This window comes from Polaribacter sp. KT25b (genome assembly GCF_900105145.1).
In the GTDB taxonomy this organism is placed as follows: Bacteria; Bacteroidota; Bacteroidia; order Flavobacteriales; family Flavobacteriaceae; genus Polaribacter.
The window spans coordinates 3,605,842-3,626,136 of record NZ_LT629752.1 but is presented as its reverse complement, the minus strand read 5'-3'; the positions used below and the strand labels follow the sequence as shown (position 1 = coordinate 3,626,136).

The following is a 20,295-nucleotide window of genomic DNA, read 5'->3' as shown; positions in this document are numbered from 1 at the left end:
ATAATTTATAAGTAGTTGTACAATTGTTTTTGTTACAGTTTTTTTACTAATTTATATTCTGGGTAGGTTTCTTGTAGTAATTCTTCTGCTTTTTGTGGAATAACTTTATTGTTGATATAGATAGAAATTACTGCAATTGTAAAAAAGAGTGCTAATAAAAGAAGCCAATGAAAAGCTAAATCATTAAAATGATATCTAAAAATAAAACTCATATTAAGGATGTTTAGCAGATTTAGTCCTGTAAAATTAGATCGAGTATCTCTAATCATAGCTTCTAACAAAAATATTTTCTCCTGTTTTTCTATCTTTTTTTTATTTCTTTTTCTTGCTCTTGCTAAATAAAATAGATCATACAAAATGTAAATAAATGTAATGCCTAAAATAAAATAAATAGCAATAGTGTTTTTTAAAATAATGATAAAAGCAAGAAATAAAGAAATCGTTAAAAGAATTTTAGGAACTGTAAACCATTCTTTAAAAAACCGCCAGTAGATTTTTCGATACCGTTTATTCATTTGTTTTTGTTTGGCTTCAATCACATCCATAAAACCAAATATTCCGAATTTTTTAAATGATTTTTCACGAGCTTGTTCAAAAGATAAATTAGAATATTCTACCCAAATTTCTTCAATATCGTTTGCCAAATGATCTACCAATTCGCTTTGTACATCATAATGATATACATAATGTTGGCGCGTAAATTTGTAAAGCTCGTCTATTTGGATTTCTGATAATTTCATCAAAAAATAATTTATGATAATTTAAATTCTGGATACGTTTCTTGTAATAATTTGTCTGCTTTTTTTGGTATAACAATTAAAGTGATATAACCAATAATTACCAAAAAAGTAATTAATAATGCTGAAAATACTTTTCTAAAATCGCCCATTACTAAAAAATCTTGGGTGTGGGAAAAAGGAAAATCAAAAAAGTAAAAAAACAGTAGTGCATTACTCCCTAAACCTTGAATATTAATAACGTTTTCGAACAACCATTTTTTCTTAGTTATTTTGAATTTCTTTTTTAGTTTTCTACTATTAATTATTAGTAAAATTATTTGGGATAAAAGAGTACATACAAAAACACCATTGTAAATTACATCTGCATTTGGTATGTTTTGCAATTGATAAAACCCAACAAAAAGTACTATTGTTAATATAATTTTAGGCAATTGAAACCATTGTTTTGTAAACTTTAAAATGAGTTTAAAATACTTTTTGGTCATTTGAGATTCTTTTGAATTTACAACATCCATAAAGCCAAAAATGCCAAATTTTTTGAAAGATTTATTACGAGCTTCATCAAAAGATAAGTTTGGATATTCTTCCCAAATGCTTTCTATATCATTAGCTAAATGATCTACCAATTCTGTTTGCACATCATAATATTCTACATAATGTTTACGTGTAAAAATGTAAAGTTCTTCTATTTGTGCTTTGGTTAGTTTCATGATAGTAATTCTTTACGCATTTGTTCAAGTTCTCTAATTGACTTTTTATAAACCTGATAACCAGAAAAAGATAGTATTAAATGAAATGGTATTGTAAAAAGAAGTATAGTTTTATGATACTCTATTGGCATTTCAAATAAACTATCATTTGTAACACTTTGTATTATAAAATTAAATATCAGAAAAGACATTGTTAAATAAGTTACACCAAAATCTCTATGAATTGATTTCCCGTATTTATTTCTACTTGTTTTAAATAATTCAAAAAGACTACCAATTAAAGGTAAAATAAAAAAAACAATACTAACTCTTTTAAATGTCTTTAAATTTAGAAACTCTGATAAACTAAAAAGTATCAAACAGAATAATGTAAATAAAAAAAAGTTTAAAGGTTTTTTAAAAAAGTTAATAAATCCTTGAAGATACATTTTTCTGTATTCGTTATTTACGTTTTTGAAAGTATCTTTATCGTTATTTGGAAAACTACTTCCGTTAAAATTTTCTTTCCAACCTAAAGTAACAAATGCGTTTTGCACTAATTCTTTAAATTGATAATCTGTGTTTTCTGGTTGTAAGTTTTTCTCAACATCAGAAACAATATGATCTAACATTTCTATTCTAATTTCCCAGTATTTTACGCCATCATTTTCTAAACGATGGTCTATATATTGTATTTGCTCTTTTGATAATTCCATAGTTACACAATTACATTTGGGTATTGTTCTTTTACTTGTTTTTTATTTTGATAAAACACATTAGAAGCAGACCATAAAAACAATATAAATAATACAAAAAAAGTTAATTGAATAATATTATGTATCGGATTAAAAAAACTTTCTGAAGTTCTGAGAGACGTAATAACGTTTAACCAAATAACGGTATTGTTAATAATATTAAAAAAATTAGTATTCATATCTAAAACTAAAAAGAGCTCTTTCTTTTTTTTCTTTTTGATAAATAGACTAAAGAAGAAAATAAAAATGTATAAGAAACCAAATCCAGTTAAAACCTGAAAAAAAAATTCTTTATCCTCAAATAAATTCATTATTAAAAATAAAGTATAAAACAACGCGCCAGAAATAATAATTTTAGGAAGTTTAAAAAACGTAATTAAATGTTTTAAAGACTGTTTGTAAAACTTTTTCTGAACAGATTTTGTTTTCTCTTTTAGTAATTTGCTAAAACCTCTATCAGAAAAATTTCTATGGATATTTTCTATTTCTTTTTTAAAATCTAAATCAGGATTTTTAATCAGTTTTTGCTCTAAGATATTTGCAAAATGATCTACAATTTCTGCACGTACATCATAAAATTTTATGCCACAAGCAGAAATGTAATTGTCTATTTGTAAAAGTTGTTCTTTTGATAATTCCATAATTATGAAATTTTATATTTTTTGATCGCTTCTTCGTGCTTTTTATAGAAATAATGACAGATATACGTTACTGCAAAACCGGCCAAAAGAAAACCTGTAAAAACTGGATTTAACTTTTTATCATCATCAAAATGATTTCCCGTCAATAAAGGAATAATCAGAAAAATGATACCTAAGTATTGCGTTTTTAAAATAAAACGATAGGTTGTTTTTACTTTGGATGTGATCACTTTTACAATTATAAAAATCAAATAGCATAAAAAAGTGATTGTAAATCCGTTTAAGAATCCGTTAATTATATTTATGGAAGTTTCAGAAAATACAAATGAAAAATTCATCAAAATAATTACAGGTAAAATATAAGACGCTAAATACAAAAAGTAAAAAGGTTTAAAAATTTTTACTGCTTTTTTTACCACAATTTTAGAATCTGAATACATCAACCCAAAAAAGAAACTAGATGTTTCCCTAAAATGAGTATTCCATTTTAAAATGGTCATTTTAAGAGCGTTTTCGAAAGAGATATTTTTACTGATTAAGCTTTCAATATCAGAAATCATATGATCTAAAACTTCTACTTTTAAATCAATAAAATCGAATCTTTTATTTTTAAGATAGCTTTCTACTTGTTGTATTTGTGTTTTTGTTAATTCCATAGCGTTAGTTTAACAAGTGTTTGTATTTTTCTGTTATTATGTTTTTCTTTTTATGCATTACTATTAAAGCAGCAATACTTAATGAAAATGCAAAAAACCAGTAAAATGAAAATAAAATACTATTTTCTAATAGTACAGTTTTAATATCAGGAAAAAAGATAACCATGCACATTAAATAAGGAATTCCCATTGTAATTCCTTTACCTAACAACTGCAATTCTGGAAGTTTTCTTATTTCTATAGGGATTTTACTTGTTTGTGCAAATAATGAATAACCATAAACTCCAAAAACTGAAAAGAAAAAGCTCAACCAAACAAACTTATTATTTAAGTTTACAGATAAAAAGTAAATTAAAAAGTAAGTAAATATAGAAATTGGTACCTTTTTTATACTTGTATAATAACTTAAATATTCTTGCCATACATCTCTATTATAATTAACTCCAAGTAATTTAACTCTAGTAGATACAAACTTTCTTATAAACTCTAATTCATTAGATAAATATTGAGATAAATTTCCGTTTTCTGTAGTTGCTTCAAAGTCAGAAATTAAATGATCTGTTAATTCAATTTTAGTTTCGTCAGTAATACTTGGGTATTTTCTTTTTAGAAAACCTTCTAAGAAATCCAACTGTTTTTCTGTTATTTCATAGGACTTTTCCATATTACTCCAAACTAAATTTAGGATTCACCAAATGTTGCATTGTTTTTAAAAACTCTTGCATTTCTTCCAATTTATTGGCAGTTTCTTTGGTTCCGCTTTCTGTTAATTTGTAATATTTTCGAAGTCTGTTACCCACTTTTGCAACTTCAACATCTAGCAAACCATCAGCTTCTAATTTGTGCAAAGCAGGATACAAAGCGCCTTCTGTAATTTGTAATTCGCCTTTGGTTAATTCTTTAACTTTTTGCGTAATTTCGTAACCATACATTTTATCATTCGTTTCTAATAATTTTAAAATGATGGTTTGTAAAGAACCTTTGTATAATTTCTGATTTCCCATATTTTGATGTGTAATCGGTTATGTGTTTAATTTTGAAACTGAACCTAAACTATTTGACTGTCACTTCGAGTAATTTCGATTTTTCATCGAAATTGTATCGAGAAGTCAATTTTTTATCGATTCAAATTAAAAAATATGTAATTGCTATTTTCTGAAAAATCAAATATACATAATTTTTTGATGCATAGAATTCTTAGGTATAAATATTTTTCTTTTCATTTGATTTTATACGATTTTTAAAAAATTACAAAACGACGAAAAGTTATGTAATTCGAGTGTCATTTTGTAATTTCGGAAGATGGAATTACAACCTCCTTTTCGAAAAATAATTCATGTAGATATGGATGCTTTTTATGCATCTGTAGCGCAATTAGACAATCCTGAACTTGTAGGAAAAGCAATTGCTGTTGGTGGAAACGAAATAAGAGGTGTTATTTCTGCAGCAAGTTACGAAGCACGAAAATTCGGAGTAAAATCTGCCATGAGTGGCGTTTTAGCAAAACAAAAATGTCCACATTTAATTTTTGTAAAAACCGATTTTGCGCGATACAAAGAAATATCAGCAAAAATTAGAGCCATTTTTTTCGATTATACAGATTTGGTAGAACCACTATCTTTGGATGAAGCGTATTTAGATGTCACAGAAAATAAAAAAGGAAATCCGTCTGCTAATGATATTGCTAGAGAAATTAGACAACGCATTTTTGATGAAATTGGGTTAAGAGCATCCGCAGGAATTTCTATAAACAAATTTATTGCAAAAGTTGCTTCGGATATTAACAAACCAAACGGACAAAAAACAGTGCATCCCAATGAAGTTCTTCAGTTTTTAGAAGAATTACCGGTCAATAAATTTTACGGAGTAGGTAAAGTTACAGCAGCAAAAATGTATAATTTGGGTATTTTTATTGGGAATGATTTAAAGAAAAAAACTTTAGAAGAATTGGTAAAACTCTTTGGTAAATCTGGCGTTCATTATTATAATATTGTTCGTGGCGTTCATAATAGCAAGGTAAAACCTAACAGAATTAGAAAATCTGTTGCGGCAGAAAGAACGTTTGAGGAAAATATTTCTTCAGAAATTTTTATGCTAGAAAAATTAGAAAAGATTGCTGATGAATTGGAAAGACGCATGAAAAAAAGCGATACCAAAGGAAAAACCATCACCTTAAAAATTAAATATTCAGATTTTACACAACAAACAAGAAGCAAAACAACTGCGAAGTTTATGCAGAAAAAAAGTGAGTTTTTTCCTGTTGTAAAAGAGTTGCTATATCAAGATGAAATTGTAAATTCTGTGCGTTTATTAGGTTTGTCTTTTGGTAATTTAAATACAATACTAAAAGAACCAGTTTGGGTGCAATTACAATTTGAGTTTAATAAGATTTAAAAGACGTTACAGGTTTTAAAAAACGGTAAGGTCTAATTAATTCATAAAAAAATAATGAACTATAGTTATTGGGAATTGAAAGAATGGTTTACAAATATCGATTTTACAATTGTTGGTAGTGGAATTGTAGGTTTAAATTGTGCTTTAGAATTAAAAAAAATACATCCAAAGGCAAAAATCTTAATTCTCGAAAAAGGAATGTTACCACAAGGTGCAAGCACAAAAAATGCTGGTTTTGCGTGTTTTGGAAGTTTATCAGAAATTATTGATGATTTAAATACACATTCAGAAGAAGAAGTTTTTAATTTGGTTGATAAACGCTGGAAAGGATTACAATTATTGCGTAAAAATTTAGGCGATAAAAATATCGATTATCAGCAAAATAAAGGTTTTGAACTTTGTAAAGACCTGTCTTTTTTTGAAGAATGTGTATCAAAAAAAACAAAAATAAATCAGCTTTTAAAACCAATTTTTAAAGAAGATGTTTTTTTGGTAGTACCTGATAAATTTGGGTTTAAAAAAGTGGTTTCTAACCATTTTGTAAATTCTTTTGAAGGTCAAATAAATACTGGCAAAATGGTGGTTTCATTAATTGGTAAAGTTCAAAAATTAGGAGTTAAAATTTTATACAATATTTCGGTTGAAAATTTTGTAGAATTAGGAAATAAAGTAGAAGTTAAAACAGATAAAATTACCTTTAAAACAAGTAAGCTTTTTATTGCAACAAATGGTTTTGCAAATCAGCTTTTAAATATAAATGTAAAACCTGCAAGAGCACAGGTTTTAATTACAAAACCTATTACAAACTTACATATAAAAGGAACATTTCATCTAGAAAATGGCTATTATTATTTTAGAAACATTGATCATAGAATTTTGTTTGGAGGTGGAAGAAATTTAGACTTTAAATCCGAAGAAACTACAAAGTTTGGCGAAACAGCAATTATTCAAAATCAATTAGAAAAAATATTAAAAGAAACTATTTTGCCAAATACAAATTTTGAAATTGAACATAGATGGAGTGGAATTATGGGTGTTGGCTTTAAAAATTTTTCTGGGCAGAAAAAAGCAATTGTAAAACAAGTATCAGAAAATGTTTTTTGTGGAGTTCGTTTAGGCGGAATGGGAATTGCAATTGGTAGTATTGTTGGTAAAGATTTAGCAGATTTAGTATGAATATAAAAGAAGAACTTTTTAAACAGTGTGAAATATTTGTGAATAAACGTGCACAAACTGTAACAGAAATTATTTCGTCTAATCAAAAAGCATTGAATTCAGAAACTAAAAGTTCTGCTGGTGATAAACACGAAACCGGTAGAGCAATGTTGCAATTAGAAATGGAAAAAGCGAGTCAGCAACTTTCTGGAATTCAAGAAATGAAAGAAATTTTATCAAAAATAAATATTTCTAAAAAATCAACTATTGCACATTTAGGAAGCATTATCGAAACAGATTCTGTAAATTATTTTTTGTCTATTTCTGCAGGTCAATTAACTGTTAATGGTAAAGTGTATTTTGCTGTTTCAGTTTCATCGCCAATTGGTAAATTATTGTTAGGAAAAACACTTGGTAATGAGTTGGTTTTTAATAAAATAAAGAAAATAATTAGGAATATTAATTAATAAATTTTATTTTGTGGAGCTAAAATTGCTAGAATTAGATGCCGAATAATTTTTTTAAAACCCATAATTACTTAAAACTAGAACAATCAAATTTTGATATTGTAAATTTTCAAGATTTAGTTAGGTTCGAGGAAGAAGAAATATTAACAATAAACCATAAAGTAAATTTTTACGCCTTTATTTTTATTACAAAAGGTTTTGGTAAACACTCAATTGATTTTACAGATTTTGAATATAGTAAAGGAACTATACTTGCAATTAGAAAAAATCAAATGCATAAATTCTATTTAAACAAAGAAAGAGAAGGCTTTTTATTATGTTTTAAAGAAGAGTTTTTAAATAGTTATTTAAATGAAATTGAAGTAGCATCTGCAATACAGATGTTTAATGAGTTGCTGGTATCTCCTAAAACGCAATTAATAGATGCAGATTTTGGTGGTATTTTTCAATTGGTTAAAGGTATAGAAAAAGAGGTTTTAGAAATTAATGATATGTATTCTTTTAAGTTGATAAGGAGTCTTTTACATATTTTAATTACATTAATTTACAGGTTAAAATCTAAAGAACACAATCATATTACACAAAGTAAATATTTAAAAGAGTTTATTAGGTTTCAAAATATGTTAGAAGAAGATTATTATAAAACCAGAAAAGTGTATGATTATGCTACTAATCTAGGTTTTTCAACCAAAAAACTAAATACAGTAGTAAGATTTATTGCAAACAAACCTGCTAAAGAATTTATAGACGAGACCGTTATTATAAAAGTTAAAAGATTACTTTTAGAATATGATCTTTCTATAAAAGAAATTGCTTTTAAAGTGGGGTATAAGGACCCAACTAATTTATATAAGTATTTTAAAAAGCATACTAAATCTACACCAGAAGAGTTTAGAAAGCAATTTATAAATTAATTTTTCCCATTTCTACAGTTTTAAGTCTAAAAACTACCTTTTTTACATGTAAATTACACCTAGATTTGTTTACTGATATTTTACAGATGAAAATTGTTCCCCCTCCCTTCTTTTTCATGGGATTAAGAATTTATTTTTTTTATGAAAAAGTCTATAATTAATCACCTTAATTTTAAAATTTAGGTGATTTCTTTTTTTAAAATATCAAGAGATATTTCATTCTTTTTTTCTAAAAAATGAGGATGTTTTAAAAAGATAACTTGATTCTCAAATTCTACTTCAATTAGCCAAAAAGAACCTTTAAAATAAGAGTTTAGCACAACTGCTTTAAGGTTAGATTTTTCAATAATTTTTAGTTGATGAGGATATAATAAATATTCTTTATTATTGATGGTAATTTCGTTTACATCATCAAACAAAGCTGCAATATATTTTTCTTTTGGATTTTTATAGATTTCTTTAGGAGAATTATTTACCAAAATTTTATTATTTCTGATAACAATTAATTTATCAGCAAATGAAAGTGCATCATTTTTATCGTGAGTAGCAACAATGCAAGCAATATTTTTTTCTTTTAAATAACGAAATAATTTTCTTCTTAAAGAGTTTTTTTTAAAATTATCAATTTGACCAAAAGGTTCATCTAACAATAATAATTCTGGTTCTTTTGCTAATGCTCTTGCAATAGCAACTCTTTGTTGTTGGCCACCACTAAGGTTCTTAACTTTAGTATGTTCAAAAGGTTTCATTTCTATAACATCAAGCAATTCTTGAGTTCGTTTTTCACTTTCTTCTGGATAAAAGCGAGATAAGAATTTTTTAATATTTTCAGACACAGAAGTGTAAGGCATTAAATCGAAATCTTGCGCAACATATTTAAAAAAATCCATTCCTGGAACCAAATGATGTTTAGGTCCTAAAACTTTGTTTCCTTTCCAAAAAATTGAGCCTTCATGTAGGTCTATTAAACCGTAAATGGCTTTTAGTAAGGTAGATTTTCCACAACCACTTTCGCCCATCAAACAAAGATGTTCTCCTTCATACAAAGTAAAATTGAAGTTATTTAAAACAATTTTCTTTTTAGAATATCCAAAAGTAATGTTGTTTACTTGTAGCATAAAAATTTATAAATACCTGTTATACCAACTATCTTCAAGAGCAATTTGCCAAAAATTTTCAAAATCTTCTTTATTATTTATCAGATTGTCAAAAATGATCGTTTTTCCTGTTAACGCTTTGTTTTTAATCAGTTTTTTTAAATCTTTTAGTTCTTTGTATTGTATAAATTCTCCTTGTTTAAAACAAATATTCATTTTGTCTAAAAGTTCTACTTTATACGTTTCTTGTAATTCTAAAATAAAAGATACAGAAGCATCGATATCTGTATTTGAAATTGTAGTTTCTGAAACATCAGCAATAAAAACAATAAATCTATTATGTAAAAACTGATAAGAAACTTTAAAATTTTCGTCTTCAGCTTTCCAGTTTTCTGTAAAAGTTTTTATTTTTTCTTCAATTTCTTCAATTTCTGTTGGATAAAATTTTCTACTAGATGGATATACCCAAACTTTAGCGTCTTCTGCAATTGTATTGTACTCTACAAACATTATTTACATTTTATACTGCAAATATACTGAAAGAAAAACCGCAAACTTGAATTTCAAATTTGCGGTTTTAAAAAAGTAATATTTAAAACTTTATTTTAATTATTTTTTATCAAATTGATAAAATCTTCTTGTGTGCTTTTTCCTTTGTCTTTATTGTACCAAACTTGTAAATCTTGTTTAAATTCAGCATCTAAAGCGCCATGTTTTGCTTTGTAATCAGCAACCATTTTTGTTGCCACAGTTGGTCTTGGTCCCCAAGTATTTATTACATTATTCTCTTGGTCTAAAATAATTAATTTAGGAATTGCTTTTCCGCCATTTGTTAAAAAAAGATCTATTAAGTCTTCATTTTCATCACGCAAAACCAATTTTAAACTAATATTACTGTTTAAATCTGCCATTTTATTGATAATTGGTAAATTTTGAGCAGCGTCTCCACACCAACCTTCTGTAATTAATAACCATGTTTGTGGTGTCGTAATTTGTTGAATTTCTTTAGTTGTTTCATCAGAAATTTTAATGGTTTTGTCTAAACGTTTCATCCTTGTTGCATTTAACAAACTATAATTTGTTAATTCTTCTGATTGATTTGGTCCTGTAGATTTATTTTCTGCTAATAAGTTAGTAACTAAATCTCGATATTCTTGATAAGAGATACTTTGCTTTAAACTTTTTTCTAGGGTATTTTTCATAATTGATAAAACTAAAATTCAATATTATGACGAAAATAAAGAAAGTAACTTACATTATTTTTAAGTTGTTGATTTTTCTTTAACAGAATTAAGAAATAAAAAAGTGTATTTTTACAAACTAATTTTATATCGTGAAAAATAGTTTCCTTTTTTTAGTTTTAGTAGTCTTTTTTTCTTGTGATAAAAAGAAAGATGAGGTTGTTGAGGTACAAGAAACAAAATCAGTTTTAAGTGTTGTTAAAAATTATGGTGTTGCACAAAAAGTAGATACAACTTTTTTAAAAGATATAGAAGATTGGCAAGAATTAAAAGCTGTTGATCTTTTTTTATCAAGATTTAAAAAGGCTTCGCCAAACGAAATTTTAAGTAATGCTTTAGAGTTAAAAGAATTGGTAAAATCTTTAAAAGATAGTGTAAAACCAGCATTGTTTGAAAATCCTTCTTTTAATACAAGGATAGATATTTTAGATAATGAAGTTTTGCGTTTATCAGATATGACATTTATTCCTGCAATTAAAGCAGATGAGGTTTCTAAGCAAACAGAGAAAATTATTAATGCTTTTTCTGCTGTTAATTCTAAAGTAAATTCAATTTTATTAAAAGAACGATTTCAAGATGAAATAGAATTAGATCTAGATTTTATAGGTTTAGATTCTACAAAAATTGATAGTGTTTCTAGAAAATCTATCAATAATAAATTGAAAGATAAAAGGCTTAACAGAAAAAAAATGATTGAAGGATCTTAAAAATATAATTATGAAAAAAGCAGTTTTACTTTTTGTGTTTTTAATGATTTTGGTTTCTTGTAAAAGTACTTTAAAACCAATTTCTTTTAAGAATCAGCAAGAAATTAAAAAAGCAGTAAATACTGTTTTAGACGATTGGCATTTGGCTGCAACTGAAGCAAATTTTGAAAACTACTTTAATAAAATGGATAGTATTTCTATCTTTATAGGAACAGATGCTACAGAAAATTGGACTAAAAAACAATTTATGAGTTTTAGTAAGCCTTTTTTTGATAAAGGCAAAGCGTGGGATTTTAAAACCTTAGAACGTACTATTTATGTAAATGCTTCAGGAGATTTTGTTTGGTTTGATGAGCTTTTAAATACTTGGATGGGCACTTGTAGAGGTTCTGGCGTTTTAGAAAAATCAAATAATGAATGGAAGATTAAACAGTATGTGTTGTCCGTTTCTATACCTAATGACGATGTGCAAGCTGTAATTGCTGCTAAGAAAAAGAATGATGCTATCTTTTTAAAGAAATTTAACTAACCACATCATTTACAGTTTTATAAATCAAATCATTTTCAAAACCTTTTCGCATTAAAAAATCAATCAGTTTTTTCTTTCTTTTGTATATATTAGGTTCAGAAATTACTTCGTTTCTGTTTTCTGTAATTCTGTAAATAGTTTTTAAATATTCGTCTTCATCAATTTCTTTAAGTGCTGTTTTAATGTTGTAAGCAGAAATATCTCTAAACTTTAACTCTCTAACAATTCGCTGTTTTCCCCAGCTTTTAATTCTGAATTTACCTCTTGCAAAACTCTTAGAAAAACGTTCTTCATTTAAAAAGTTGTCTTTCATCAAACTTAATAAAATGAGTTCTCTTGCTTCCGGAATTAAGCGAAACTCTCTCATTTTTTGCTCTACTTCTTTATGACAACGATCTTGATACACACAATAGTTTTCTAATTTGCGTTTAATTTCATCAACAGTAAAAACCTTTTTAGTCATTTAGCAAACATACAAAAAGACTTGAGTTTAAAGTAAACAAAAAAGGCTGAAATCATTACAATTTCAACCCTTTTCTAGTTAACATTTTTTTTTAAGCAAACTTAATTTTCAACCACATTTTAAATTGTGTAATTAAATAAAATAAAATAGGCACTACAATTAAAGTTAAGAAAGTAGCAATTAACAATCCATAAATAACAGTCCAAGCTAAAGGACCCCAAAAGGCAACATTATCTCCACCAAAATAAATATGTGGATTATATTCTGTGAACAAAGTAAAGAAGTTAATATTTAAACCAATTGCTAAAGGAATTAAACCTAAAATAGTGGTAATTGCTGTTAATAAAACAGGTCTTAAACGTGCTCCACCGGCTTTTACAATTGCTTCATATAAAGATTTTTTGTCTAAATAATCTTCATGATCTAAATCTAATTCGTCTTTTTTTCTATCTATTAATAATTGCGCGTAATCTAGTAATACAACTCCGTTATTTACAACAATACCAGCAAGTGAAATAATTCCCATCATGGTCATCATAATAACAAAAGAACTGCCCGAAATAACGATTCCGCCAAAGACTCCGATAAAGCTTAAGAAAATGGCTAACATGATAATTCCTGGTTTAGAAATAGAGTTAAATTGGAAAATTAAAATAAAGAAAATTAAAGCCAAACCAGTAAAAAATGCACCTACTAAAAATGCCATTTGTTTATTTTGTTCTTCAATTTGTCCTGTATAATCAATTTTAATCCCTTTAGGTAAATTCTTAAAGTTTTCCATTTCTGCCTGAATTTTACCAACAACAGCTGCTGCATCTGTTTCTCCAGGCGTTAACGCAGAATATACAGTTACCACTCTTTTTACGTCTTTGTGTTTAATTGCACTAAAACCAGAGTTGTTTTTTTGAGTTGCTACCGTAGAAACCGGAATTTCTTTTACTTTACCAGAAGCCATGTCTCTAAAGATAATATTCTGATTAAAAAGGGCACTTGTATTATATCTATCTTCTTTATTAAAACGTACATAAATATCATAATCTTCTCCATCTTCTTTATAAACTCCCGCTTTATTACCAAAGATAGAAGCTCTTAGTTGAGAGCCCACTTGCCCTGTAGAAATGCCTAATTCTCCAGCTTTTTTTCTATCAACTAAAACTTGCATTCCAGGTTTGTCTCGATTTACATCAATCTTTAATTCATCTATACCAGCAATACTTTTTGTATTTATAAAATCGCGCATTCTTTGTGCTGTATGTATCAATTCTGCATAATCATTACCTTTAATTTCTATATTAATTGGCGATCCTGCAGGTGGACCGTTAGCATCTTTTTCTACAGAAATTAAAACTCCAGGGTAAATACCAACCAAAGCAGTTTGCACTTTTTGACGCATTAATTCACTATCTAAACCACGTCTATATTTGTATTCTCTCATAGAAGCAGTTACTTTTCCTTTATGTGGCATTTCTGCAGCAGAACCCCCATCTGTTTGTGGGTTTCCTGCACCTTCACCAACTTGAGAAACTAAACTTTCTACCATAAAGTTATAGTCGCCATCCATATATTCATCACTATATAAAACGCTTTCTACTTTTTGTTCTATTTGTTTTGTAATGTCGTTTGTTTTCTGAATGTCTGTACCTTCCGGATACTCTATATAAACAATAATTTGGTTTGGTTTGTTGTCTGGAAAAAATTCAACTTTAGTTCTTTGTGTTCCTAAAGACCATCCAAAGGCCATAAAAGAAATAATTAAAAGAACTGTTGTGCTAATCACGATAACGTAAGGCATTTTACCAGATAAAGCAAAACGTAAGCTATTTTCGTACCATCCTTCTAATATTGGTAATACTTTATTTTGAAAAGTATTTGCCCAACCTCTTAAAAATAATCGATACACCCAAAGCATAATTGCAACAAAAATCATTAAAGCACCCAAAGCGCTGTAAGATCCTCCTATAAATAAAATAATAATTCCTATTACAGTCATAACTCCTGTAAGAATGGCAATCTTTTTAATTGGCATATCTACATCTTCTACACTCATAAATTGAGAAACCAAAACTGAGTTAAAGAAAATAGCAACTAACAAAGATGACCCTAAAACGGTAGATAATGTTATTGGTAGTAATACCATAAAGTCTCCCATAATTCCTGGCCAAAGTCCTAAAGGTATGAATGCGGCAACTGTTGTTGCTGTAGAAATAATAATAGGGTATGCAATTTCACTAATCCCTTTTTTAGCAGCATCAATTCTATTCATTCCTTCTTCGTCCATTAAACGATACACGTTTTCTACAACTACAATTCCGTTATCTACTAACATCCCGAGTCCCATAATTAACCCGAAAAGAATCATGGTGTTCATGGTGTAGCCTAATAAGTTTAAGATCATTAAAGACATAAACATAGACATTGGTATTGCAAAACCAACAAAAACTGCGTTTTTAAATCCTAAGAAAAACATTAATACGGTTACAACTAAAATAACTCCAAAAATAATGTTGTTTACTAAATCATCTACCTGACCAATTGTTTTATCTGATTGATCGTTAGTAATAGTAACTTTTAAATCTTTAGGGAAATAGTTTTTGATAGCTTCGTTTACAATTACTTGTATTTGTTCTGAAGCGGCAACCATGTTTTCTCCTGCTCTCTTTTTAACATCAAGCATTACAACTTCTTGCCCTCTTTCTCTAGCAAAAGTGGTTTTGTCTTTATCTTTAAAAGAAACCGTTGCCACATCTTTTAAATAAATAGGATTATCGAATTCTGATTTTATGACAAAATTCTCTAAAGCTTTTGGCTCTTCAATTTCACCAATAATTCTTACCGTTCTTCTTTGTCCGCTTGTTATAAAGTTACCTGCAGACATGGTTACGTTTCCGTTGTTAATGGCAGAAGTTATGTCGTTAAAGCTAACTTTTGCAGCCATCATTTTATAAATGTCTACAGCAACTTCTACTTCTTTTTCTTGAGCTCCACGAATATCTGCTTGTTTTATTTCTGATAAATCTTCGATATCGTCTTGTAAATACTCTGCAAACTCTTTTAGTTTATAAACAGGATAATCACCAGAGATATTAACATTTAAAATAGCAATTTCTTCAGATAAACTTAAATCGAACACATTAGGTTCTATTTTTGCGCCATTAAATGTTGGCCAATCTTCACTTGCTGTTTCTGTAGCTAACTCGTCTTTAACTTTCTGTTTTGCTAATTCTACAGAAATATTTTCATCAAACTCTACAACTACAATTGAGTAGTCTTCTTGAGATGTTGAGGTAACTTCTACTACATTACTAACCGTTTTTACTTGGTCTTCTATAGGATCTGTAATTAGTTTTTCTATATCCTCTGCAGTATTACCAGGATATGCAGTGCTAATGTAAATTTTAGTTTCTTTTACTTCCGGAAAATTTTCTCTGGCCATGCTTAAATAAGCAGAAATACCATAGAAAAATAATACAGCCATTAAAGTATAAATGGTTGTTTTATTATGAATTGCCCAAGCAGATAATTTAAACTCTTTATCTACTTGTTTTTTTTGTTTTGTCATCCTTAATTTTTTTATTTATTGATAACTTTTACCGTTTGCCCATTGTTTACACTACGCGCTCCTTCTTTTATAATTTCTGCTCCAACAGGTAAGTTCTCTAAAACTTCTATAAAATTACCTTGTGTTTTACCGGTTTTAATAACTAGTCTTTCTGCAATAGCTTCATTTTCTGAAGTTTTGTTTTTTATAACATAGACAAATTGCTCACCACTTGCATTTTCAGAAATAATACTTTGCGGAATTAAAATTGCAGTATCATCTGTATAATCATTAATTTGAAGTTTTGCAGTTAAATTTGGTTTTACATGTCCGTTTTTATTAGCAACAGGAACTTCAATTTTAAAAGATCTATTATTTGGGTTTATAAAACTACCAACTTGTCTTACAGAACTGTTTATGTTTGTGCCAAGAACAGGAAATTCTATTTTAACTTCTTTATTTTTTTGAATGCTAGTAATGTATCTTTCTGGTACTTCTGCTTCAATATACATATTATTTAGGTTTACAATTCTAAAAATTTCTGAACCAATTCCTGGAGCAACAACATTACCAGATTCTTTTATTACATCGTCTATAACACCAGAAAAAGGTGCTTTTATTGTTGATTTACCTAGTTGAGTTTTAAGTTGCTTAAGGGTGTTTTGTTGCGCATCGTAATTTGTTTTTGTTTGTAAAAACTGAATTTCAGATCCAATTTTTTGTTCCCATAAACGTTTTTGACGTTCGTAAGTGGTTTTTGCCAATTGGGTTGTAGCTTCTAATTGTGCCACTTGGTTACTTAAACCACCATCATCTATAGTTGCTAATACTTGTCCTTTGGTAACTTTTTGCCCTTCTTTTACGTAAACAGATTTTAAAATACCTGCCATTTCTGGATAAATTAAAATGTTTTGTTTTGTTTTTACGCTTCCTTGAATTTCTAAATAATGTTTAAAAACCTCTTCTTTAGCAACGAATGTTGTTATTAAAGGTAATTTTTTTACTGTATCTTTTATGGCAATTGCGTTATTTATTGCTTCTAAATCTGCATTTATTGCTTCTAAATTGGTGGTAATTTCTTTCTTTTTAGCTGTTAACTCTGTTAAGGTTCCAGAAGAAATTAAACTTTCTATAGATGTTGTTTTTTTCTCTCCGCAAGAGATTAAAACAGTTGTTATTACTAATAATGAATATATTTTTCTCATGCCTGGTTATTGTTTAATTGGTAAGTTTAATGCGTTTTCTAATGCCGCTTTTTTAGAAATTACATCTAACATAGATTGTATGTAATTTTGTTGTTGTGTGTATAATTGATTTTGAGCTTGTAATAAATCGAAACTAGAAGAAATACCTTCAAAAAATTTAATGCGTTGTTTCTTTTCTATTCTTTCTGATAAACCTAGATTTTTTTGAGCTGTAGTATAATTTTCAATACTTAATTGATATTCGCTTTTTGCTGTTTCTGCTAATAAGTTTAAACGTTGTTTGGTTTCTTCTAAACGTAAATTGGCATTTTCTAATGCTATTTTTGCTTGCGCTGTTTTAGATTTTCTACTAAAACTACTAAAAATGGGTACATTTAAGCTAATACCTAAAAGAGAAGAAGCAAACCATTCTTGACTGCCTTTAAAGAACGAAAAAGAGTCAGAATAAGCTTGGCTACCATAATTAACAAATGCACTTAAAGTAGGTAAAGCTTTACTTTGTTCTAATTTTACTGTTAAACGTTTTGTTTCTCTGTCGTTTTCAGAAATTTTAAAATCAATATGATTGTTCACATCAAAATCTTCAGAAATTAAAGCAAGTTCTATATTGGTTTTTACTAAAGAATCTAAGTTATCAGTTAAAATTAGTGTTGTATTTATATCATTACCAAGTGAAAGATTTAACATTTGGTAAGCTATTTTTTTCATTCTGATAACACTATTTAATTGATTTTTTAAATTTCCTAAAGTAATTTCTAATTGCTCTACATCTTCTTCTTCATTCAATCCATTTTCATAGATTTTTTTAGCGTCATCATAATTTTTTTGAAGAATTTTAATATTACTTTCTAATATAGCAATGCTACTTTCTGTAATTAAAACGTTACCATAAGCGTTAATAATTGCTTCTCTAGTAGTTAGTTCTGTTTTTTCTTCTGCTTGTTTAGATATTTTTAAATAGGTTTTAGAAGCTTGTAAGCCTACTAAATAAGAACCATCAAACAATAATTGAGTTAAAGTTACAGAAGCGTTTAAACTTTGTTTTTGAACAAATACAAATTCTTCGTTTGTGCCATCGCCATCAAAATCTATTAAAGTAATAGGTAGTTTTAAATATTGCTGGTAATCTACAGCTCCATTAATTTGAGGTAAACCAATAGCTGTTGTTTCCCAAACTTTATCCTTTGCAGATTTAATATCGTTTCTTGCTACTTTTGTGTTGTAACTATTTTCTATACCAAAGCTTATTGCTTCTTTTAGAGATAATTCCATTGTTTTTTCTTGTGCTTTTAAAGAGATTGTAAAAGCAAAAAAAGAAAATATGTATATATATTTCTTCATTTATAAATTATTGTTTTTTAATTGTTGTTCTAATTCTTGTACTCCTTTTTCTGTTGATATTCCTCTAATATGATATTCTAAGTAATTATTTAATAACGTGTTCATCGAATATTTTATTACCGGAAATAACTGTTGATCTTTAATACCAATCATTCCACTAAAGTAAATTCTACTAATAAATTCGATGTCTATTTCTGTCCTAAATAAGCCAGAATCGATTCCTCTTTGCAAATTATCTTGCACAGTTTCTTGCATTACATGAAATTGTTTCTGTGTTAAAGAGGCATATATTTTAGGATAATATTTTTGAAGCTGATAAAAAGGTGAAGATTTTTCGTCTTTTAGATGAGACATTATTATACGTTTAATGTGGTATAACTCATCGATAGGATTCATTTTTTCTTCACAAACAGTATCTATACTACAACAAATAGTTTCAAACATATTATCTGTAACAGCAGCTATCAAAGCGGTTTTATTACTAAAATATTTGTAAATTGTTTTTTTAGAAACCCCTAATGCATTTGCAATTTCATCCATAGTAACACTCTTAAAACCTAGGTTTAAGAAGAGTTCGTTCGATTTTTCTAAAATTTTTTCTTTCATAATTCGAGTGCAAATATACATATGGAAACTTTAGAAACAAATAAAGTTTCCAAAGTTTTAATGATTTTTTAACAATAACATTAAAAAGAAGAATTTCTTTACATTATTTTTACAAAAAATTACAGATTTGAACATTTTACAATATCAACAAGAGTTTTTGCAGTATTTAGAATCTAAAGTATGGATTCATGAGCCTAAAAACTTATATGAACCCATCGATTATATATTGCAATTAGGAGGTAAGAGAATACGTCCTGTTTTAACATTAATGGCTGCAGATATTTTTTCTTCGGATTATAAAAAAGCAATGCCAGCAGCTTTAGCAGTTGAAGTTTTTCATAATTTTACGTTAATTCATGACGATATTATGGATGATGCGCCTTTAAGAAGAGGTAAAGTTACCGTTCATGAAAAATGGAATATAAATACAGGCATACTTTCTGGAGATGCCATGTTAATTTTAGCATATCAGTATTTCGAAAATTATGAACCAATTGTTTTTCAGAAATTAGCAAAATTATTTAGTAAAACTGCCTTAGAAGTTTGCGACGGACAGCAATTAGATGTAGATTTTGAAACTAGAAATGATGTAACTATCGACGAATATATAAATATGATTCGTTTAAAAACATCAGTTTTAGTTGCAGCTGCTTTAAAAATGGGGGCAATTGTAGCCAAAACAGATGAAGAAAATGCTAATTTAATTTACGATTTCGGTTTAAATTTAGGTTTGGCTTTTCAATTACAAGATGACTATTTAGACACCTTTGGAGATCCAGAAACCTTTGGGAAACAAGTTGGTGGAGATATTATAGAAAACAAAAAAACATTTTTGTATTTAAAATGTTTAGAAGTTGCGAATGAGAAAGATAGAAATAAGCTAAAGCATTATTACAATCTAAAACTAGACGATAATTCTATTAAAATTGAAGAAATAAGAAGAATTTTTGATTTAAATGATATTCCTGTATTAATTAAACATCAAATAGAACATTATACCCAAAAGGCATTTAACACTTTAGCAAAAATGAATATCACAAAAAGTAATAAAGAGGGCTTAAGAGAGTTTGGTTTATGGTTAATGAATAGAACTGTGTAATTATTCTTTAATTTTATTTGCAAATAATTTAAAAATTATAGTACATTTGCAGCCTTAA

At 27.6% G+C, this 20,295-nt stretch carries 22 protein-coding genes; 7 read left to right on the top strand and 15 right to left on the bottom strand.

Features of this window, described 5'->3' with window-relative positions; genetic code table 11:
* Positions 1 to 32: 32 nt before the first annotated feature.
* The 7 genes from BLT70_RS15665 to BLT70_RS15635 are packed head-to-tail and all read right to left on the bottom strand — an operon-like array spanning position 33 to position 4,485.
* Complete coding sequence (locus BLT70_RS15665) at positions 33 to 740, bottom strand: hypothetical protein (protein WP_091896515.1); 708 nt, start codon at positions 738 to 740, stop codon at positions 33 to 35.
* An 11-nt stretch (positions 741 to 751) separates the two neighbouring features.
* Positions 752 to 1,450: a hypothetical protein gene (locus tag BLT70_RS15660; RefSeq protein ID WP_091896513.1), complete on the bottom strand. Its 699-nt coding sequence runs from the start codon at positions 1,448 to 1,450 to the stop codon at positions 752 to 754.
* A complete protein-coding gene (locus BLT70_RS15655) occupies positions 1,447 to 2,145 on the bottom strand; it encodes a hypothetical protein (RefSeq protein WP_091896510.1) in 699 nt (232 codons plus the stop codon). The genes BLT70_RS15660 and BLT70_RS15655 overlap by 4 nt, the downstream gene beginning before the upstream one ends.
* 2 nt (positions 2,146 to 2,147) lie before the next feature.
* Positions 2,148 to 2,825, bottom strand: a complete 678-nt coding sequence (locus BLT70_RS15650) for a hypothetical protein (protein ID WP_091896508.1) — start codon at positions 2,823 to 2,825, stop codon at positions 2,148 to 2,150.
* A gap of 2 nt (positions 2,826 to 2,827) precedes the next feature.
* The gene (locus tag BLT70_RS15645; RefSeq protein ID WP_091896505.1) at positions 2,828 to 3,481 is read right to left on the bottom strand and encodes a hypothetical protein; all 654 of its coding nucleotides are present in this window, start codon (positions 3,479 to 3,481) and stop codon (positions 2,828 to 2,830) included.
* A 4-nt stretch (positions 3,482 to 3,485) separates the two neighbouring features.
* The gene (locus tag BLT70_RS15640) at positions 3,486 to 4,145 is read right to left on the bottom strand and encodes a hypothetical protein (protein ID WP_091896502.1); all 660 of its coding nucleotides are present in this window, start codon (positions 4,143 to 4,145) and stop codon (positions 3,486 to 3,488) included.
* 1 nt (position 4,146) lies between these two features.
* Complete coding sequence (locus tag BLT70_RS15635; RefSeq protein ID WP_091896499.1) at positions 4,147 to 4,485, bottom strand: PadR family transcriptional regulator; 339 nt, start codon at positions 4,483 to 4,485, stop codon at positions 4,147 to 4,149.
* A gap of 298 nt (positions 4,486 to 4,783) precedes the next feature.
* On the opposite strand from BLT70_RS15635, the gene dinB reads away from it, so the two are divergent.
* From dinB to BLT70_RS15615, 4 genes are read left to right on the top strand one after another with little or no spacing between them, the layout of a single operon-like run.
* Positions 4,784 to 5,875, top strand: a complete 1,092-nt coding sequence (gene dinB / locus BLT70_RS15630) for a DNA polymerase IV (RefSeq protein WP_091896496.1) — start codon at positions 4,784 to 4,786, stop codon at positions 5,873 to 5,875.
* Positions 5,876 to 5,929: 54 nt separating this feature from the next.
* Entirely contained in the window at positions 5,930 to 7,051 is a 1,122-nt protein-coding gene (locus BLT70_RS15625) for an FAD-binding oxidoreductase (protein WP_091896493.1), read from the top strand.
* Positions 7,048 to 7,497: a 3-oxoacyl-ACP synthase gene (locus BLT70_RS15620; RefSeq protein ID WP_091896490.1), complete on the top strand. Its 450-nt coding sequence runs from the start codon at positions 7,048 to 7,050 to the stop codon at positions 7,495 to 7,497. Before BLT70_RS15625 ends, BLT70_RS15620 begins: the two co-directional genes overlap by 4 nt.
* 38 nt (positions 7,498 to 7,535) lie before the next feature.
* Positions 7,536 to 8,411: a helix-turn-helix transcriptional regulator gene (locus tag BLT70_RS15615; RefSeq protein WP_091896487.1), complete on the top strand. Its 876-nt coding sequence runs from the start codon at positions 7,536 to 7,538 to the stop codon at positions 8,409 to 8,411.
* A gap of 179 nt (positions 8,412 to 8,590) precedes the next feature.
* Here the strand turns inward: BLT70_RS15615 and BLT70_RS15610 are convergent, their stop codons facing one another.
* The 3 genes from BLT70_RS15610 to BLT70_RS15600 all read right to left on the bottom strand — a co-directional run bounded on the left by BLT70_RS15610 (position 8,591) and on the right by BLT70_RS15600 (position 10,710).
* The gene (locus tag BLT70_RS15610; protein WP_091896484.1) at positions 8,591 to 9,529 is read right to left on the bottom strand and encodes an ABC transporter ATP-binding protein; all 939 of its coding nucleotides are present in this window, start codon (positions 9,527 to 9,529) and stop codon (positions 8,591 to 8,593) included.
* A gap of 6 nt (positions 9,530 to 9,535) precedes the next feature.
* Positions 9,536 to 10,018, bottom strand: a complete 483-nt coding sequence (locus BLT70_RS15605) for an ABC transporter ATPase (protein ID WP_091896482.1) — start codon at positions 10,016 to 10,018, stop codon at positions 9,536 to 9,538.
* Positions 10,019 to 10,113: 95 nt separating this feature from the next.
* Positions 10,114 to 10,710: a thioredoxin family protein gene (locus tag BLT70_RS15600; RefSeq protein ID WP_091896479.1), complete on the bottom strand. Its 597-nt coding sequence runs from the start codon at positions 10,708 to 10,710 to the stop codon at positions 10,114 to 10,116.
* A 131-nt stretch (positions 10,711 to 10,841) separates the two neighbouring features.
* On the opposite strand from BLT70_RS15600, the gene BLT70_RS15595 reads away from it, so the two are divergent.
* Both BLT70_RS15595 and BLT70_RS15590 read left to right on the top strand, forming a co-directional pair.
* The gene (locus tag BLT70_RS15595) at positions 10,842 to 11,456 is read left to right on the top strand and encodes a hypothetical protein (RefSeq protein ID WP_091896476.1); all 615 of its coding nucleotides are present in this window, start codon (positions 10,842 to 10,844) and stop codon (positions 11,454 to 11,456) included.
* 10 nt (positions 11,457 to 11,466) lie between these two features.
* On the top strand, positions 11,467 to 11,985 hold the full coding sequence (locus BLT70_RS15590) for a nuclear transport factor 2 family protein (protein WP_091896473.1): 519 nt from the start codon (positions 11,467 to 11,469) through the stop codon (positions 11,983 to 11,985).
* Here BLT70_RS15590 and BLT70_RS15585 read toward each other — a convergent pair.
* The 5 genes from BLT70_RS15585 to BLT70_RS15565 all read right to left on the bottom strand — a co-directional run bounded on the left by BLT70_RS15585 (position 11,978) and on the right by BLT70_RS15565 (position 19,138).
* On the bottom strand, positions 11,978 to 12,448 hold the full coding sequence (locus tag BLT70_RS15585; RefSeq protein ID WP_091896470.1) for a regulatory protein RecX: 471 nt from the start codon (positions 12,446 to 12,448) through the stop codon (positions 11,978 to 11,980). The two genes, BLT70_RS15590 and BLT70_RS15585, sit on opposite strands and share 8 nt — an antisense overlap.
* A 91-nt stretch (positions 12,449 to 12,539) precedes the next feature.
* Positions 12,540 to 16,007, bottom strand: coding sequence for an efflux RND transporter permease subunit (locus BLT70_RS15580; RefSeq protein ID WP_091896468.1), 3,468 nt, complete (start codon positions 16,005 to 16,007; stop codon positions 12,540 to 12,542).
* A gap of 11 nt (positions 16,008 to 16,018) precedes the next feature.
* Positions 16,019 to 17,191, bottom strand: coding sequence for an efflux RND transporter periplasmic adaptor subunit (locus BLT70_RS15575; protein WP_091896465.1), 1,173 nt, complete (start codon positions 17,189 to 17,191; stop codon positions 16,019 to 16,021).
* A gap of 6 nt (positions 17,192 to 17,197) precedes the next feature.
* Positions 17,198 to 18,532, bottom strand: a complete 1,335-nt coding sequence (locus BLT70_RS15570; protein ID WP_091896462.1) for a TolC family protein — start codon at positions 18,530 to 18,532, stop codon at positions 17,198 to 17,200.
* Positions 18,533 to 19,138 (bottom strand): TetR/AcrR family transcriptional regulator, encoded by a 606-nt coding sequence (locus BLT70_RS15565; protein ID WP_091896459.1) that lies wholly within the window; start codon positions 19,136 to 19,138, stop codon positions 18,533 to 18,535.
* A gap of 127 nt (positions 19,139 to 19,265) precedes the next feature.
* Between BLT70_RS15565 and BLT70_RS15560 the strand changes: the two genes are divergently transcribed.
* The gene (locus tag BLT70_RS15560) at positions 19,266 to 20,237 is read left to right on the top strand and encodes a polyprenyl synthetase family protein (RefSeq protein WP_172824425.1); all 972 of its coding nucleotides are present in this window, start codon (positions 19,266 to 19,268) and stop codon (positions 20,235 to 20,237) included.
* The last annotated feature ends 58 nt before the right edge of the window (positions 20,238 to 20,295 follow it).

Bases quoted from the DNA above. Each gene is read 5' to 3' on its own strand.
- BLT70_RS15585 (WP_091896470.1), bottom strand. From the start codon at position 12,448: ATGACTAAAAAGGTTTTTACTGTTGATGAAATTAAACGCAAATTAGAA.
- BLT70_RS15665 (WP_091896515.1), bottom strand. From the start codon at position 740: ATGAAATTATCAGAAATCCAAATAGACGAGCTTTACAAATTTACGCGC.
- BLT70_RS15580 (WP_091896468.1), bottom strand. From the start codon at position 16,007: ATGACAAAACAAAAAAAACAAGTAGATAAAGAGTTTAAATTATCTGCT.
- BLT70_RS15575 (WP_091896465.1), bottom strand. From the start codon at position 17,191: ATGAGAAAAATATATTCATTATTAGTAATAACAACTGTTTTAATCTCT.
- BLT70_RS15650 (WP_091896508.1), bottom strand. From the start codon at position 2,825: ATGGAATTATCAAAAGAACAACTTTTACAAATAGACAATTACATTTCT.
- BLT70_RS15660 (WP_091896513.1), bottom strand. From the start codon at position 1,450: ATGAAACTAACCAAAGCACAAATAGAAGAACTTTACATTTTTACACGT.
- BLT70_RS15645 (WP_091896505.1), bottom strand. From the start codon at position 3,481: ATGGAATTAACAAAAACACAAATACAACAAGTAGAAAGCTATCTTAAA.
- BLT70_RS15625 (WP_091896493.1), top strand. From the start codon at position 5,930: ATGAACTATAGTTATTGGGAATTGAAAGAATGGTTTACAAATATCGAT.
- dinB (WP_091896496.1), top strand. From the start codon at position 4,784: ATGGAATTACAACCTCCTTTTCGAAAAATAATTCATGTAGATATGGAT.
- BLT70_RS15570 (WP_091896462.1), bottom strand. From the start codon at position 18,532: ATGAAGAAATATATATACATATTTTCTTTTTTTGCTTTTACAATCTCT.
- BLT70_RS15640 (WP_091896502.1), bottom strand. From the start codon at position 4,145: ATGGAAAAGTCCTATGAAATAACAGAAAAACAGTTGGATTTCTTAGAA.
- BLT70_RS15590 (WP_091896473.1), top strand. From the start codon at position 11,467: ATGAAAAAAGCAGTTTTACTTTTTGTGTTTTTAATGATTTTGGTTTCT.
- BLT70_RS15615 (WP_091896487.1), top strand. From the start codon at position 7,536: ATGCCGAATAATTTTTTTAAAACCCATAATTACTTAAAACTAGAACAA.
- BLT70_RS15635 (WP_091896499.1), bottom strand. From the start codon at position 4,485: ATGGGAAATCAGAAATTATACAAAGGTTCTTTACAAACCATCATTTTA.
- BLT70_RS15565 (WP_091896459.1), bottom strand. From the start codon at position 19,138: ATGAAAGAAAAAATTTTAGAAAAATCGAACGAACTCTTCTTAAACCTA.
- BLT70_RS15620 (WP_091896490.1), top strand. From the start codon at position 7,048: ATGAATATAAAAGAAGAACTTTTTAAACAGTGTGAAATATTTGTGAAT.
- BLT70_RS15605 (WP_091896482.1), bottom strand. From the start codon at position 10,018: ATGTTTGTAGAGTACAATACAATTGCAGAAGACGCTAAAGTTTGGGTA.
- BLT70_RS15655 (WP_091896510.1), bottom strand. From the start codon at position 2,145: ATGGAATTATCAAAAGAGCAAATACAATATATAGACCATCGTTTAGAA.
- BLT70_RS15600 (WP_091896479.1), bottom strand. From the start codon at position 10,710: ATGAAAAATACCCTAGAAAAAAGTTTAAAGCAAAGTATCTCTTATCAA.
- BLT70_RS15610 (WP_091896484.1), bottom strand. From the start codon at position 9,529: ATGCTACAAGTAAACAACATTACTTTTGGATATTCTAAAAAGAAAATT.